This is a genomic window from Caballeronia glebae (genome assembly GCF_001545035.1).
Taxonomy (GTDB): Bacteria; Pseudomonadota; Gammaproteobacteria; order Burkholderiales; family Burkholderiaceae; genus Caballeronia; species Caballeronia glebae.
On the sequence record NZ_FCOJ02000023.1, the window covers coordinates 53,823 to 70,706 of the forward strand.

Annotated in this window: 12 protein-coding genes and 1 pseudogene; 11 read left to right on the forward strand and 2 right to left on the reverse strand. The window is 62.3% G+C overall.

Annotated features, from left to right (window positions below):
- Positions 1-2 precede the first annotated feature (2 nt).
- The 9 genes and pseudogenes from AWB82_RS17435 (at position 3) to ugpQ (ending at position 9,505) form a co-directional block, all read left to right on the forward strand.
- The gene (locus AWB82_RS17435; protein ID WP_086969324.1) at positions 3-1,484 is read left to right on the forward strand and encodes a type IV pilus secretin PilQ; all 1,482 of its coding nucleotides are present in this window, start codon (positions 3-5) and stop codon (positions 1,482-1,484) included.
- A 138-nt stretch (positions 1,485-1,622) separates the two neighbouring features.
- Entirely contained in the window at positions 1,623-2,123 is a 501-nt protein-coding gene (locus AWB82_RS17440) for a shikimate kinase (protein ID WP_407643009.1), read from the forward strand.
- 14 nt (positions 2,124-2,137) lie between these two features.
- Positions 2,138-3,214, forward strand: coding sequence for a 3-dehydroquinate synthase (gene aroB / locus AWB82_RS17445; RefSeq protein ID WP_086969424.1), 1,077 nt, complete (start codon positions 2,138-2,140; stop codon positions 3,212-3,214).
- A gap of 85 nt (positions 3,215-3,299) precedes the next feature.
- A pseudogene (locus AWB82_RS17450) lies at positions 3,300-4,478 on the forward strand (deoxyguanosinetriphosphate triphosphohydrolase); the annotation flags it as partial.
- A gap of 45 nt (positions 4,479-4,523) precedes the next feature.
- The gene (ugpB, locus tag AWB82_RS17455) at positions 4,524-5,849 is read left to right on the forward strand and encodes a sn-glycerol-3-phosphate ABC transporter substrate-binding protein UgpB (protein ID WP_086969330.1); all 1,326 of its coding nucleotides are present in this window, start codon (positions 4,524-4,526) and stop codon (positions 5,847-5,849) included.
- Positions 5,850-5,906: 57 nt separating this feature from the next.
- Entirely contained in the window at positions 5,907-6,791 is an 885-nt protein-coding gene (gene ugpA, locus AWB82_RS17460; RefSeq protein ID WP_086969332.1) for a sn-glycerol-3-phosphate ABC transporter permease UgpA, read from the forward strand.
- A complete protein-coding gene (ugpE, locus tag AWB82_RS17465; protein ID WP_086969334.1) occupies positions 6,788-7,633 on the forward strand; it encodes a sn-glycerol-3-phosphate ABC transporter permease UgpE in 846 nt (281 codons plus the stop codon). Before ugpA ends, ugpE begins: the two co-directional genes overlap by 4 nt.
- Before the next feature lie 17 nt (positions 7,634-7,650).
- Positions 7,651-8,736, forward strand: coding sequence for a sn-glycerol-3-phosphate import ATP-binding protein UgpC (locus AWB82_RS17470; RefSeq protein ID WP_086969336.1), 1,086 nt, complete (start codon positions 7,651-7,653; stop codon positions 8,734-8,736).
- 13 nt (positions 8,737-8,749) lie between these two features.
- Complete coding sequence (gene ugpQ / locus AWB82_RS17475; RefSeq protein WP_086969338.1) at positions 8,750-9,505, forward strand: glycerophosphodiester phosphodiesterase; 756 nt, start codon at positions 8,750-8,752, stop codon at positions 9,503-9,505.
- 4 nt (positions 9,506-9,509) lie between these two features.
- On the opposite strand, the gene AWB82_RS17480 is transcribed toward ugpQ, so the two are convergent.
- Positions 9,510-9,887 carry a DUF883 family protein gene (locus tag AWB82_RS17480; RefSeq protein ID WP_086969340.1) on the reverse strand — a complete coding sequence of 126 codons (378 nt, stop codon included), beginning with the start codon at positions 9,885-9,887 and terminating at the stop codon, positions 9,510-9,512.
- Between the two features lie 296 nt (positions 9,888-10,183).
- Positions 10,184-10,909 (reverse strand): OmpW/AlkL family protein, encoded by a 726-nt coding sequence (locus AWB82_RS17485; protein WP_086969343.1) that lies wholly within the window; start codon positions 10,907-10,909, stop codon positions 10,184-10,186.
- Between the two features lie 205 nt (positions 10,910-11,114).
- Here AWB82_RS17485 and AWB82_RS17490 point away from each other — a divergent pair, with 205 nt between their 5' ends.
- Positions 11,115-11,822 carry a transposase gene (locus AWB82_RS17490; protein WP_086969345.1) on the forward strand — a complete coding sequence of 236 codons (708 nt, stop codon included), beginning with the start codon at positions 11,115-11,117 and terminating at the stop codon, positions 11,820-11,822.
- Between the two features lie 327 nt (positions 11,823-12,149).
- Entirely contained in the window at positions 12,150-16,853 is a 4,704-nt protein-coding gene (locus AWB82_RS17495) for a glutamate synthase-related protein (RefSeq protein ID WP_086969346.1), read from the forward strand.
- The last annotated feature ends 31 nt before the right edge of the window (positions 16,854-16,884 follow it).

Genomic DNA, 16,884 nt, shown 5'->3' on the forward strand with positions numbered 1-16,884 from the left:
GAATGGTGGCGGCGTTGTCGTTGTCGGCGCATCCGGCGTTCGCCGCCGATAGCGTCGATGCGAGCATCGCGCCGCTTCCGCCGCTACCCGCATCGTTCGACGCGCAGCCTATCGATCTGCTCGCTCCCGCGACGCCCGTCGTGGAAAGCGCGGAGGCCGCTCCGCCCGCAAAGCCCGCAGCGCAAATGGCGGAATCGGCGGAATCGGCGGAAGCGCTGGAAGGCCCGCCCGTGCCTTTGCCGAAACTCGAACGGCTGAGCAACGCATCGCCTGGCGACGACGGCAAGCCGATCACCCTCGATCTGAAAAACGCCGACTTGAGCGCCGCGCTGCATGCATTCGCGCGCTTCACGGGCCTGAATATCGTCGCGAGCGAAAAGGTACGCGGACAGGTGTCGATGAATCTCGTCGCGGTGCCGTGGCGGCGCGCATTCGATACGTTCCTCGAAGTCCACGGTCTCGCGATGGAGCGGCACGGCAACGTGATCTGGGTCGCGCCGCTCACCGAACTCGCCGCGCGCGAGAAGCTGCGCTTCGAAGCTCACGCGCGCGCGGCGGACCTCGAACCGCTTGCGAGCCGCACGTTCGTGCTGCGCTATTCGCGCGCCGAAGACGTCCGCAAGATGCTGTCCGGCTCGGGTAGTCAGCGCGTGCTGTCGAAACGCGGCTCGGCCATCTCCGATGCGCGCACGAATCTGCTCTTCATCACCGATCTCGACGCCCGCGTCCAGCAGATCGCCGAGTTGATCGCGCTGATCGACAAGGCGACGCCACAGGTGATGATCGAGGCGAAGATCGTCGAAGGCGAGGTGGGACTGTCGCGCAATCTCGGCGTCAAGCTGGGCGTCGCGCCGCAGAGCGATCCGGCGACCGGGATCGCGGGCGGCAAGGACGGTGTGGTATACGATTTGTCGGCGGGGCCGATCAACGGTTTCGACGCGGCGACGGCCGGGCTTACGTTGTTCGTCGCGCAGGCCACGCGGCTGCTCAACGTGCAATTGAGCGCACTGGAGGCGCAAGGGCGCGGAAAAATCGTTTCGCGGCCGCGCGTCGTGACGGCGGACCGCGCGAAGTCCGTCGTCGAGCAGGGCATGGAAGTGCCGTATCAGGCGAAGGTCGGCAACGGCATGTCGGGCGTGCAGTTTCGGCGCGCAACGCTCAAACTGGAGGTTGAGCCGCAGATCACGCCGCATGGCCACGTCATTCTCGATCTCGACATCACGAAAGACAGTCTCGGCGAGCAAACGGCGAACGGCCCGGCGATCCATACCAAGCATATTCAGACGCGCGTGGAAGTGGAAAACGGCGGCACCGTGGCGATCGGCGGCATTTATTCCGACGATGACCGCGAAGACACGACCGGCGTGCCGGGACTGTCGAAGTTGCCGCTGATCGGCTGGCTGTTTCGCAATGACACGCGGCGCAGCTCCAAGAGCGAACTCGTCATATTGATTACGCCGCATGTGATCGCGCCGAGCGGCTAAGCCCGTCACGAGGCCCGCGCGACTCGACAAAGCGGGCGGTTTGCCCTTAAGCTGCCGCACGAACAAATTGCATCGAACTGGAAGGAAACAGAGTTGCAGGAAGGGCACGCGAACGCGAACATTTTTTTCGTCGGACTCATGGGTGCGGGTAAAACCACCGTGGGCCGTGCGGTTGCGCGCCGTCTGCAGCGCTCCTTCATCGACTCGGATCATGAGATCGAGGTGCGCACGGGCGCCCGCATCCCGGTGATATGGGAGCTGGAGGGCGAAACGGGTTTCCGCCAGCGCGAGGCGAACGTCATCGACGAGCTGTCGCAGCGAAACGGGATCGTGCTCGCGACGGGCGGCGGCGCGGTGCTGCGGCCCGAGAATCGCGAACATCTGAAGAATCGCGGCATCGTCATCTATCTGCGCGCCAATCCGCACGATCTCTGGCAGCGCACGCGACGCGACAAGAATCGCCCGCTGCTGCAGACTGAAGATCCGCGCGGCAAGCTCGAAACACTCTTCAAGGCGCGCGATCCGCTGTACCACGAATGCGCGCATTTCGTCGTGGAAACGGGGCGTCCGACCGTGAACGCGCTCGTCAATATGGTCCTGATGCAACTGGAGGTCGCCGGCGTCGTCAAACCGGCTTAAGTCAAATGTCCGCCATGATTACCGTCAACGTAGAACTGGGCGAGCGCGCCTATCCCATTCATATCGGTGCGGGGCTGATCGGCCGCACGGAACTTTTCGCGCCGCATATCAAGGGCGCGTCCGTGGCGATCGTCACGAACTCGACCGTCGATCCGCTCTACGGCGACGCGTTGCGCGCGGCGCTCGCACCGCTCGGCAAGAACGTGACGACCGTCGTTCTGCCGGACGGCGAGGCGCACAAGAACTGGGAAACGCTCAACAAGATCTTCGACGCGCTTCTCACCGGGCGCGCCGACCGCAAGACCACGCTGATCGCGCTCGGCGGCGGTGTCGTCGGCGACATGACGGGTTTCGCCGCCGCGTGCTACATGCGCGGCGTGCCGTTCATTCAGGTGCCGACCACGCTGCTTTCGCAAGTGGATTCGTCGGTGGGCGGCAAGACGGGCATCAATCATCCGCTCGGCAAGAACATGATCGGCGCGTTCTATCAACCGCAAGCGGTCATCGCGGACATCGGCGCGTTGCGCACGCTGCCGGAGCGCGAACTGGCGGCGGGCATCGCGGAAGTCATCAAGACGGCCGCCATCAAGGACGCTGAATTCTTCGACTGGATCGAAAGCAACATCGACGCGCTGAATCGCCGCGACGACGCGGCGCTCGCGCATGCGGTGAAGCGTTCGTGCGAGATCAAGGCGTCGGTGGTCGCGTCGGACGAGCGCGAAGGCGGCCAGCGCGCGATTCTCAATTTCGGCCACACTTTCGGCCATGCGATCGAAGCCGGTCTCGGCTACGGCGAATGGCTGCACGGCGAAGCGGTCGGTTGCGGCATGGTGATGGCGGCGGATCTTTCCGTGCGCCTCGGCAAGCTCGACGAAGCCGCGCGCCAGCGTCTCGTGCGCGTGATCGAGGCGGCAAAGCTGCCGGTCACGGCGCCTAAGCTCGGCGACGACCGCTACGTCGATCTGATGAAGGTCGACAAGAAGGCCGAAGCCGGTGAAATCAAATTCATTCTGCTGACCCGCTTCGGCGCGACCGAGATCACGAGCGCGCCCGATCAGACCGTGCGCGCGACGCTCGCAGCGAGCATCTGATCCGCGCGAGCGGCGGCTAGAATCACGACGAAGCGGAGCAGCCGTGAGCGACAAAGAACATCAACTTCCGCCGGGCGGGTCGTCGACGCTCGCGCTCGAAGCGCATCTTGCGCCGTATGCCGCGCACGCGTTGCAATCGCGCGGACGGCGCTTCACCGAAGCGCCGCCTGCGGCGCGCACCGAGTTTCAGCGCGATCGCGACCGCATCGTGCATTCGACCGCGTTTCGCCGGCTCGAATACAAGACGCAGGTCTTCGTCAATCACGAAGGCGACCTGTTTCGCACGCGGCTCACGCATAGTCTCGAAGTCGCGCAGATCGCGCGTTCCGTCGCGCGTAATCTGCGGCTCAACGAGGATCTCGTCGAGGCCATCTCGCTCGCGCACGATCTCGGCCATACGCCGTTCGGCCACGCCGGACAGGACGCGCTGCACGACTGCATGCGCGATCACGGCGGCTTCGAACACAATCTGCAAAGCCTCGCGGTGGTCGATCAACTCGAAGAGCACTACGGCGCGTTCAACGGCCTGAATCTGTGCTTCGAGACGCGCGAAGGCATTCTCAAGCATTGCTCGCGCGAAAATGCGCGCAAGCTCGGCGATCTCGGCGAGCGGTTTCTCACGGGCAAGCAGCCTTCGCTCGAAGCGCAGATCGCCAACGTCGCCGATGAAATCGCTTACAACAATCACGATGTCGACGACGGCCTGCGCTCCGGTCTCATCTCGCTCGAACAGCTTTCCGAAGTGAGCGTTTGGCACACACATTTCGATGCGGCGCGCGCGGAGTTTCCGGACATCGAAGGGCGCAGGCTCATTCACGAAACCGTGCGCCGCATCATCAACACGTTGATCGTCGATCTGATCGAGGCAACGAGCCGCAATCTCGAACGCGTGGCGCCGCAATCGCTCGACGATGTGCGCAACGCGCCGGCGCTCGTCGCGCATAGCGACGAAGTCGCGGCACAGGCGGCGCAGCTCAAGCGCTTCCTGTTCAAGAACCTCTACCGGCACTATCGCGTGATGCGCATGGCCAACAAGGCGAAGCGCGTCGTGACGGGCCTTTTCGAAGCCTTCACCGACGATCCGCGTCTCTTGCCGCCCGCTTACCAGGCGCGCGGGCCGGTGACGGAGGAGTCGGCGAACGACGCGCCTTCGCCGAGCCACGACAGTTCGCAGGCGCGGCTCATCGCGCATTACATCGCCGGGATGACGGACCGCTATGCATTGAAGGAGTATCAACGACTGTTTGTCATCGACAACAACTAATATCGCGCGTTTCCAAGCGCGAAATCCTCAGACGGAGACTCATCGATGAGCTGTAAGCCCTTGTTCCGCACGATCTCGACCGCGGCCGTTCTGGCCTTCGGCGTCAGCACCGCCGCGCAAGCCGCGACGGAAATCCAGTTCTGGCACGCGATGGAAGCCGCGCTCGGCGAGCGCGTGAACGATATCGCCAACGATTTCAACAAGTCGCAGAGCGATTACAAGATCGTCCCCGTGTTCAAGGGCACGTATGATCAGGCGCTCGCGGCGGGCATCGCGGCGTACCGCAGCGGCAATGCGCCCGCGATCCTGCAGGTCTACGAAGTCGGCACCGCGACGATGATGCAGGCGAAAAAGGCCGTCATCCCGGTCTCCGACGTATTCAAGCAGGCCGGCGTGCCGCTCGACGAAAAGGCGTTCGTGCCGACCATCGCCGGTTATTACAGCGACGCCAAGACCGGTCATCTGATCTCGATGCCGTTCAACAGTTCGACGCCCGTTCTCTACTACAACAAGGACGCGTTCAAGAAAGCGGGCATCGATCCGAATCAGCCGCCGAAGACCTGGGCCGATGTCGAAGCCGACGCGAAGAAGCTGAAGGCCGCAGGTTACTCGTGCGGTTACTCGTCGGGCTGGCAGAGCTGGATTCAGCTTGAGAACTACAGCGCGTGGCACGCCGCGCCGTTCGCGACGAAGAACAACGGTTTCGACGGTCTCGACGCCAAGCTCGAATTCAATAAGCCGCTGCAGGTCGCGCACATCCAGTTCCTGCAGGGCATGGCGAAGGAAGGCACGTTCACCTATGTCGGCCGCAAGGATGAACCGGTGTCGAAGTTCTATAGCGGCGATTGCGGGATCATCACGAATTCGTCCGGCTCGCGCGCGACCATCGCGAAATTCGCGAAGTTCGATTACGGCGTCGGCATGATGCCCTACGACGCGAGCGTGAAGGGCGCGCCGCAGAACGCGATCATCGGCGGCGCGAGTCTGTGGGTGTTGGCGGGCAAGGACCCGGCCGTCTACAAGGGCGTCGCGAAGTTCCTCGCTTATCTGTCGACGCCGGAAGTCGCGGCCAAGTGGCATCAGGACACAGGCTATCTGCCGGTCACGCAAGCCGCGTATGAGCTCACGCAAAAGCAGGGCTTCTACGCCAAGAATCCCGGCGCGGACATCGCGATCAAGCAGATGCTGAACAAGCCGCCGCTGCCCTACACGAAGGGTTTGCGCCTCGGCAACATGCCGCAGATCCGCACGATCGTCGATGAAGAGCTGGAGCAGGTCTGGGCCGACAAGAAGACGCCGCAACAGGCGCTCGACGCGTCGGTGCAGCGCGGCGACGAACTGCTGCGCCGCTTCGAGAAAACCGGCAATTAAAGGCCCCGCGCCCGCGCGCTTTGGTTCCACGCGCGGGCGCCGTCCAGGATATTCAGAATGGAAAAACGGTCTCGTTTCGATACGAGCGTCTTGCCGTATCTGCTCGTAGCGCCTCAACTCGCGATCACCGCGCTGTTCTTTCTCTGGCCCGCGGGCGAAGCGCTCTGGCAGGCCACGCAAAGTCAGGACGCGTTCGGCACGTCGAGCGAGTTCGTCGGGCTGGCGAACTTCAAACAGCTGTTCGCCGATCCGCTCTATCTCTCGTCGTTCAACACGACGATGATCTTCTGCGCGCTCGTCACCGTGTCGGGACTCGTGATCTCGCTATTGCTCGCCGCATGCGCCGATCGCGTGACGCGTGGCGCGAAGGCGTATCAGACGCTGCTCATCTGGCCATACGCGGTCGCGCCCGCGATCGCCGCCGTGCTGTGGTCGTTCCTCTTCAACCCGAGCATCGGACTCGTGACGTATGCGCTCGGCAAACAGGGCATCGTCTGGAATCACGCGCTCAACGGCACTCAGGCGATGTTCCTCGTCGTGCTCGCGTCGGTGTGGAAGCAGGTGAGCTACAACTTCCTGTTCTTCTATGCGGGCCTTCAGGCGATTCCGAAATCGCTGATCGAAGCGGCCGCCATCGACGGCGCCGGACCCGTGCGCCGGTTCTTCGGCATCGCGTTGCCGCTCCTGTCGCCGACGTCCTTCTTCCTTCTCGTCGTGAATCTCGTCTACGCGTTCTTCGACACCTTTCCCGTCATCGATGCCGCGACCGGCGGCGGTCCCGCGCAATCGACCAAGACGCTCATCTACAAGATCTTCGCGGAAGGCTTCCAGGGACTCGACATCGGTAGCTCGGGCGCGCAGTCGGTCGTGCTGATGTTCATCGTCGTCGTGTTGACCGTGATCCAGTTCCGCTTCGTCGAACGCAGGGTGCAATACTCATGATCGAAAACCGTCGCGGCTTCGATATCTTCTGTCACGCGATCCTTTTGCTGGGCGTCGCGCTGGTCGTGTTTCCGGTCTACGTCGCGTTCTGCGCGGCTACGATGAACTCGAAGGAAGTGTTCAGCGTGCCGCTCTCGCTCGTGCCGAGCACGCATCTCTTCGAGAACATCGCGTATATCTGGACGCACGGCAGCGGCAACGCGGCGGCGCCCTTCGGCCGCATGTTGCTCAACAGCCTCGTGATGGCGCTGGTGATTTCGATCGGCAAGATCGCCGTGTCGATCGTCTCCGCGTACGCAATCGTATTCTTCCGTTTTCCGTTGAAGAACCTTGCGTTCTGGCTCATCTTCATCACGCTGATGCTGCCCGTCGAGGTGCGTATCTTTCCGACGGTGCAAGTCGTTTCGTCGATGCATCTGTCGAACACGTATGCGGGATTGACGCTGCCGCTGATCGCATCCGCGACGGCGACGTTCCTTTTCCGCCAGTTCTTCATGACGCTGCCCGACGAACTGATGGAGGCGGCGCGCATCGACGGCGCGGGCGCGCTGCGTTTCTTCTGGGATGTCGTGTTGCCGCTTTCGAAGACGAACATCGCGGCGCTTTTCGTCATCACGTTCATCTACGGCTGGAATCAATACCTCTGGCCAATTCTGATCACCAACGAAGTGTCGCTGCAGACGGCGGTGGTTGGCATCAAGAGCATGATCGCGTCGGGCGACACCGCGACCGAATGGCATTACGTGATGGCGGCGACGCTGCTCGCGATGCTGCCGCCGCTCGCGGTCGTCCTGACGATGCAGCGCTGGTTCGTGCGCGGACTCGTGGACTCAGAAAAATAACGGAGAAGACTTCATCGATGGCCGCATTGAATCTCAAAAGCGTCAAGAAAACATACGACGGCTCGAACTATGTGCTGCACGGCATCGACGTGGCGATCGAGGACGGCGAGTTCGTCGTGATGGTCGGGCCGTCGGGCTGCGGGAAGTCGACGCTGTTGCGCATGGTCGCGGGACTCGAAAGCGTGTCCGAAGGCGCGATCGAAATCGGCGGCAAGGTCGTGAACAGGCTGGAACCGAAGGATCGCGACATCGCGATGGTTTTTCAGAACTACGCACTTTATCCGCACATGAGCGTCGCGCAGAATATGGCGTATGCGCTGAAGATTGGCGGCGCGGACAAGAAGACCATCGAGTCGCGTGTCGCAAATGCCGCGCGCATCCTCGAACTCGAACATCTGCTTGCACGCAAGCCGCGCGAATTGTCCGGCGGGCAGCGGCAGCGCGTTGCAATGGGCCGTGCGATTGTGCGTGAGCCGGCCGTGTTTTTGTTCGATGAACCGTTGTCGAATCTGGACGCCAAGCTTCGCGTGCAGATGCGCCTCGAAATTCAGCGCCTGCACGCGCGTCTCGCGACCACGAGCCTGTACGTCACGCACGATCAGATCGAAGCGATGACACTGGCGCAGCGCGTCATCGTCATGAACAAAGGCCATGCTGAACAGATCGGCGCGCCGACGGACGTGTACGAACGCCCGGCCACGGTATTCGTGGCGAGCTTCATCGGCTCGCCGGCAATGAATCTGCTCGAAGGCCGTCTGTCCGAAGACGGTTCTACTTTCGAGATCGCGGGCAATGGTCCGACGCTGCCGGTCGCGGGCGCGAGCGGTATCACGAGCGCGATGCACGGGCGTGAGTGGATCGTCGGCATTCGTCCGGAGCACCTGACGCCCGGCAACGAGAACGCGCCGAGCGCGGCGCTTGAAGTGGATTCGGCCGAACTGCTCGGCGCGGACAATCTCGCGCACGGCAAGTGGGGCAAGCACGATGTCGCAGCGCGCTTGCCGCATGAGCATCGTCCGCAGCGTGGCGAGCGGTTGAGCGTATCGTTGCCCGTGCGCCATCTGCATTTCTTCGATCCGGCGACGGGACTGCGCGCGAACTAATGGAGGCGATGCGATGAGAACCTGGCCTTATCCCGCGATCGTCGCGCATCGCGGCGGCGGCAAACTCGCGCCGGAAAACACGCTCGAAGCCATCGACGTGGGCGCGCGTTTCGGCCACAAGATGATCGAGTTCGACGCGAAACTCTCCGCCGACGACATCGTCTTCCTGCTGCACGACGACGCGGTGGACCGAACGTCGAACGGACGCGGCGCGGCAAAAGCCATGACCTACGCGCAATTGCGCGCGCTCGATGCGGGCACGTGGTTCAGCGCCGAGTTCGCGAACGCGCGTATGCCCACGCTCGTGCAAGTGTACGAACGATGCATGAAGCATGGACTCGCGGCGAACATCGAGATCAAGCCGAGTCAGGGCCGCGATGTCGAAACCGGCGTGCTGGTCGCGCGTGAGGCGGCGCACTTGTGGGCGGATGCTGAAGTCGCGCCGCTGTTGTCATCGTTTTCATATGCGGCGCTGGAAGCCGCGCGCGATGTCGCGCCGAATCTTCCGCGAGGCATGCTTTACGAGCGCGTGCCCGCGAACTGGCGCGCACAGACTTCGGCGTTGTCGTGCGTGTCGCTTCACGCGAACCATCGCACGCTCGATGAAGCGCTCGTGGCGCAAATCAAGGATGCCGGCTTGCGCATTCTCGCCTATACGGTGAACGACCCGGCGCGCGCGCAGTTGCTCGCGCAATGGGGCGTCGATGCGATCTGTACGGATCGCATCGACATTATCGGCGCGGATTTTCGGGAGGCGTCGTCGGGTTGAGACGTCAGCGCACGCGGGCGAGCAGCACGCCTGCGACAAGCGCAAGCCCGCCGACCAGCGCAATGGTTTGCCAGGGCTTTTCGTGAAGGTAGGCGTCGGCGCCTTCGAACGCGACGCCCGCGCGCTCGCGTAGTGCCGCGTGGGTATCATTCAGACGTGCGCGGGCGCTGTCGAGGCGCTCGCCGATCTGCGCGCGTAGCGCAGCCGCATCGGCCGAGGTGCCTTCGGCCAGCGTATTTTCAAGTTCGCCGAGAAGCGTGCGGAGTTCGACGCCGATATCCTCGGCTGCTTCACGGCCGTGCCGCGCCATGCGTCGTGCGCGGCGGCTCGTCGTGGTCCATGAATCTCCGATGGCGTCTCGCGTGTTAGGCAATGCGTTCATAGATCGCTCCGTCGATGGATAGTCGTGGATAACCCGCTAATGGCGGCGGGGAAACACATGATGCAGCAAATTCAATGCCGGTGCGTCGACATTGCGCAATGCGTCGGTAAGCGCGACCGCGCAGCCGCTTTCGCGCACGCAGACGCGTAAGAACTGCAAGCGACGCTCTTTCGCGGAGGTCACATTTACAAGGATCATGCAAAAAATAACGCCGGCATATGCGAATCATGCCGGCGTTATCTTGCTTTTTGCGATGACGTTTATATCGTCGCTACATGCCAATGAGCGGTATCGCTTCAGAATCGATAGCCAACTCGCAAATACGTAACGATCGGGTTGAGCGTGATTTTCGCCTGCGATTGGACATTGAGCGTGCCAACGGGCGTTTGAGCCTGCGTGTTCAACTTCGCGGTGGCCTTCAACGGAATGAACGACACGGAAAATCCGGCGAACCAGTGTTCCGTGAAGTTGTAAGTCGCGCCGACATTAAACACGGGCGCCCACGAACTATCTGTGTCGACGCTGGTCGGACCATGCAGGACCGAGCCTTCGAACTGCTCATTGGTGATCTTCGCGTCGGTGAACCAGGTGCGGGTCACGCCAAGGCCGACGAACGGACGGAACTTCGCCGTAGGAGCATTGAAGAAGTATTTGAACAGCAGCGTCGGGCTCCACTGCTTCGCGCTGCCGAGCTTTCCGTACTGTGAGAAGGTGCCGGTGCCTTCAAGGTCGAACGTGGGTGGAATGCCCATTTCGAGTTCGGCGGCGATATGGTCGGTGGCGAAGTAGCCCAGTGTGAAGCCGGCCGTGTCAGCGCTCGATATGCCAGCGCCTGTGCCGGGAACATCGATATTGACCGGAGATCCGCCTACACTTGTTTCTTTGAGCGGACCACTGCTGTCATTCGGGGCGAAGTGAAACCAGCCTGCTGTTGCATAGAAGGACCCAGCCGATTGTGCATGCGCCGCGGTGGACACACACGCTAAAGCCGCGATCCCCGTGATGACTTGTTTTATTTTCAATTTGTGCTCCTCCGAAAAAGCACGCTCATTATGAACACAACATTTCACATTAACCATAGCGGTGCCGTAGAGCATTCTCCCTAGGGCGAAGAGCGGCTTTGGGGCTTCGTTGCACGGCAATTGCATGTGTTTGTCCACGCTGCCGCAACGGCTCCGAAAGGTCCCCAAAAGGGGTAACACAAACGCGACCAACGGAAAATCCAGAATGGCACGGCTTGCACGACTCTACGTTCCCGAACAGCCGCAGCATGTCATCCTGCGAGGTCTCGACCAGCAACCCGCCTTCGTCGACGACCAGGACTACGAGCTCTTCATCGACTGCTTGAGGACTGCTTCACGTGATCATCACCTCTCCATTCACGCCTATGCGCTGATGCCGCAAGCGGTGCATCTGCTCGTCACGCCGCGCGACGAGGCCAGCTTGCCCAAAGCGATGCAGGCGGTCGGGCGTCGTTACGTGGCGCATTTCAATCGCCGTTACATGCGACGCGGCACGCTCTGGGAGGGCCGCTATCGCGCGACAGTCATCGAGGGCGATCGATACTTTCTGCTCGCTACGCGCGTCGTTGAAATGGCGCCCGTGCGCGCGCAACTCGTCGCGGCGCCGCAGGACTACAAGTGGTCCAGCTTCCGTCATCACACCGGGCTCGCGCTCGATGGGCTTATCACCGACCATCCGCTCTTCTGGTCGCTCGGCAACACGCCGTTCGAACGCCAGCACGCCTACAAGGAGTTGTGCGAACAGCCGCCCGACGAGCGCGAAGCCAACCGTCTCCTGCAAGCGACACTCAAAGGCTGGGTACTAGGCAGCGAAGCCTATCGAGAATGGGCATCGCATGCGGCCAACCGTCGGGTGTCGCCTCTGCCGCGCGGACGTCCGCGCAAGATCCGCGAAACTCCACAGACTCAATAACGGCCGTCAGGGGCGTTCCTGAAGCGCAAATGAAACGGCGTCTCGAATTTTCGAGGTTCGCCGTTTCTTTTTCGCCATTTTCGATGCGTCCCTAATATATTGGGGCAAATCTGCACCATATCGATAATTGGTGTCATATCATCAAGTTTTATTTGCCATCGCTTTGATTCGTCGCGTATATTTCGATTTCCGGCAAATGCCGCGGTGCAGCGTGCCGCGCACGACCGTGCTTCGTGACACATCAAGTTGAAAAAACGCGTCACAAGCGACAAGAAAATGGTTCAACGGCCGAGCGAGTCGGCCCCTCACAGTAGAGACGGTGTCCCCATGAACGATCATCAGCAACCGGCAGCCGGTTCGCTTCCCGCCGCGCAGGGCATGTACGACCCTGCGAACGAACACGACGCGTGCGGCGTCGGCTTCGTCGCCCATATCAAGGGGAAAAAGAGCCACGAGATCATTCAGCAGGGTCTCAAGATTCTCGAAAATCTCGATCACCGCGGCGCGGTCGGCGCCGATCCGCTGATGGGCGACGGCGCCGGCATCCTGATTCAGGTGCCGGACGGCTTCTATCGCGAAGAAATGGCCAAGCAGGGCGTGACGTTGCCGCCGGCCGGCGAGTACGGCGTCGGCATGATCTTTCTGCCGAAGGAACACGCATCGCGTCTCGCGTGCGAGCAGGAACTCGAGCGCACGGTGAAGGCCGAAGGGCAGGTCGTGCTTGGCTGGCGCGACGTTCCCGTCGACGGCAACATGCCCATTTCGCCGACCGTGAAGGCGAGCGAGCCGCTGATTCGCCAGATCTTCATCGGCCGCGGCAAGGACATCGTCGTGACGGACGCGCTGGAGCGCAAGCTGTACGTCATCCGCAAGACGGCGAGCCATCGCATTCAGGCGCTGAAGCTCAAGCACGGCAAGGAATACTTCGTGCCGTCGATGTCGTCGCGCACGGTCGTCTACAAGGGTCTGCTGCTGGCGGGTCAGGTCGGCGTGTATTACCGCGATCTGCAGGACGAACGCGTCGTGTCGGCGCTCGCGCTCGTGCATCAGCGCTTCTCGACGAACACGTTTCCGGCGTGGGAACTCGCGCACCCGTATCGCATGATCGCGCACAACGGTGAAATCAACACCGTGAAGGGCAACGTCAACTGGCTGAACGCGCGCACCGGCGCGATCGCGTCGTACGTGCTCGGCGACGATCTGCCGAAGCTCTGGCCGCTCATCTATCCGGGCCAGTCCGACACCGCTTCGTTCGACAATTGCCTCGAACTGCTCGTGATGGCCGGCTACCCGCTCGTCCACGCGATGATGATGATGATTCCCGAAGCGTGGGAACAGCACACGCTGATGGACGACAACCGCCGCGCGTTCTATGAATATCACGCCGCGATGATGGAGCCGTGGGACGGCCCCGCCGCGATCGCCTTCACGGACGGCCGCCAGATTGGCGCGACGCTCGACCGTAACGGTCTGCGTCCGGCGCGCTATCTCGTCACCGACGACGACCTCGTGATCCTCGCGTCGGAATCCGGCGTGCTGCCCATTCCCGAGTCGAAGATCGTCAAGAAGTGGCGTCTGCAGCCGGGCAAGATGTTCCTGATCGACATGGAGCAGGGCCGCATCATCGAGGACAAGGAGCTGAAGGACAACCTGTCCAACGCGAAGCCGTACAAGAGCTGGATCGACGCCGTGCGCATCAAGCTCGACGAGATCGAGCCGAAGGCGGAAGACGTCGAGACGCAACGCCGCGAGGCCGCCGCGCTGCTAGACCGTCAGCAGGCGTTCGGCTACACGCAGGAAGACCTCAAGTTCCTGATGGCGCCGATGGCGCAAGCGGGCGAAGAGGCCGTCGGCTCGATGGGCAACGACTCGCCGCTCGCGGTCATGTCCAACAAGAACAAGACGCTCTACAACTATTTCAAGCAGTTGTTCGCGCAAGTGACGAACCCGCCGATCGACCCGATCCGCGAAAACCTCGTCATGTCGCTCAACTCGTTCATCGGCCCGAAGCCGAATCTGCTCGACACGACCAACATCAACCCGACGATGCGCCTCGAAGTGTCGCAGCCCGTGCTCGACTTCAAGGACATCGCGAAGATTCGCGCGATCGACAAGTACACCGGCGGCAAATTCAGTTCGTATGAGCTGAACATCTGCTATCCGGCGGCGTGGGGCAAGGAAGGCATCGAGGCGCGCATTGCGTCGCTGTGCGCGGAAGCCGTGGATGCCGTGCGGTCCGGCTACAACATCCTGATCGTGTCCGATCGCAAGATGGACCGCGACAACGTGGCGATTCCGGCGCTGCTCGCCACCTCCGCGATTCACTCGCATCTCGTGCAGCATGGTCTGCGCACGAGCACGGGTCTTGTCGTGGAAACGGGCTCGGCGCGCGAGACGCATCACTTCGCGCTGCTCGCGGGCTACGGCGCGGAAGCCGTTCACCCGTACCTCGCGCTGGAGACGCTCGCCAACATGGCCGAAGGGCTGAAGGGCGATCTGTCGGCGGACAAGGTCATCTACAACTTCACGAAGGCGGTCGGCAAGGGGCTGTTGAAGGTCATGTCGAAGATGGGCATTTCGACGTACATGTCCTACACCGGCGCGCAGATTTTCGAAGGCGTCGGCCTGTCGTCGGAACTCGTCGAGAAGTACTTCAAGGGCACGGCGACGAAGGTCGGCGGCATCGGCATCTTCGAAGTGGCGGAAGAAGCCATTCACCTGCATCGCGATGCTTTCGGCGACAACCCGGTCCTCGCGAACATGCTCGACGCGGGCGGCGAGTACGCGTACCGCGTGCGTGGCGAAGAGCACATGTGGACGCCGGACGCGATCGCCAAGCTGCAGCACTCGGCGCGCAGCAACTCGTATCAGACGTACAAGGAATACGCGCACATCATCAACGACCAGACGAAGCGTCACATGACGTTCCGCGGTCTGTTCGAGTTCAAGGTGTCGCCGTCGAAGGCCATTCCGCTCGATGAAGTCGAGTCGGCGAAGGACATCGTGAAGCGCTTTGCCACGGGCGCGATGTCGCTCGGCTCGATCAGCACGGAAGCGCACGCCACGCTCGCCGTCGCGATGAACCGCATCGGCGGCAAGTCGAACACCGGCGAAGGCGGCGAGGACGAAACGCGTTATCGCAACGAACTGCGCGGCATTCCGATCAAGAACGGCGACACGCTGCAATCGATCATCGGCAAGGAAGTCGTCAGCGACATCCCGCTGAAGGACGGCGATTCGCTGCGCTCGAAGATCAAGCAGGTGGCGTCGGGTCGTTTCGGCGTGACGGCGGAGTATCTGGCGTCGGCGGATCAGATCCAGATCAAGATGGCGCAGGGCGCGAAGCCCGGCGAAGGCGGGCAGTTGCCGGGCCACAAGGTGTCCGATTACATCGGCAAGCTGCGTTACTCGGTGCCGGGCGTCGGCCTGATTTCGCCGCCGCCGCACCACGACATCTATTCGATCGAAGACCTCGCGCAACTCATTCACGATCTGAAGAACGTGAATTCGGCGTCGAGCATTTCCGTGAAGCTGGTGTCGGAAGTCGGCGTCGGCACGGTGGCCGCCGGCGTTGCGAAGGCGAAGGCGGATCACGTCGTGATCGCGGGTCATGACGGCGGCACGGGCGCCTCGCCGCTGTCGTCGCTCAAGCACGCGGGCACGCCGTGGGAACTCGGCCTCGCCGAAACGCAGCAAACTCTTGTGCTGAACCGTCTGCGCGGCCGTATCCGCGTGCAGGCCGACGGTCAGATGAAGACCGGCCGCGACGTCGTGATCGGCGCGCTGCTCGGCGCGGACGAATTCGGCTTTGCGACGGCGCCGCTCGTCGTCGAAGGCTGCATCATGATGCGCAAGTGCCATCTGAACACGTGCCCGGTCGGCGTCGCGACGCAAGATCCGGTGCTGCGCGCGAAGTTCACCGGCCAGCCGGAACACGTCGTCAACTTCTTCTTCTTCATCGCGGAAGAAGTGCGCGAAATCATGGCGCAGCTCGGCATCCGCAAATTCGACGACCTGATCGGCCGCGTCGATCTGCTCGACATGAAGAAGGGCATCGAGCACTGGAAGGCGAAGGGTCTCGACTTCTCGCGCATCTTCTATCAGGTGCCGGTGGGCGAAGACGTCGCGCGCAAGCACGTCGACGTGCAGGATCACGGTCTCGAAAAGGCGCTCGATCACGTGCTGATCGAGAAGTCGAAGGCGGCGATCGAGAAGGGCGAGCACGTGTCGTTCATCCAGCCGGTGCGCAACGTGAACCGCACGGTCGGCGCGATGCTCTCCGGCATGATCGCGAAGAAGTACGGCCACGACGGTCTGCCCGACGACTCGATTCACATCCAGTTGAAGGGCACGGCGGGCCAGAGCTTCGGCGCGTTCCTCGCGAAGGGCGTGACGCTGGATCTCGTCGGCGATGGCAACGACTACGTCGGCAAGGGCCTGTCGGGTGGACGAATCATCATTCGCCCGACCAACGACTTCCGCGGCAAGTCCGAGGAAAACATCATCTGCGGCAACACGGTGATGTACGGCGCGATCGAGGGCGAAGCGTATTTCCGCGGCGTCGCGGGCGAGCGCTTCTGCGTGCGTAATTCGGGCGCGACGGCGGTCGTCGAAGGCACGGGCGATCACGGCTGCGAATACATGACGGGCGGCACGGTGGTTGTGCTCGGCGAGACGGGCCGCAACTTCGCGGCGGGCATGTCAGGCGGCATCGCGTTCGTCTACGACCCGGAAGGCGCGTTCGCGGGCAAGTGCAACAAGTCGATGGTCGCGCTCGATCCGGTACTGCAACAGGCCGAACAGGAGCGCACGGTCGATCGCACGCTGTGGCACGCCGGCAAGACCGACGAAGCGCTGCTCAAGGGCCTCATCGAGCGTCACTTCCAGTTCACCGGTTCGCCGCGCGCGAAGTCGCTGCTCGAAAACTGGGATTCGGCTCGCCGTCAGTTCGTGAAGGTGTTCCCGACCGAGTACCGGCGCGCGCTTACCGAAATGGGCGCGAAGAAGGGCAAGGAAGCGGTCGCGGCCTAAAGCCCGGTCTCACAAGTTATAGAAGGCTCTC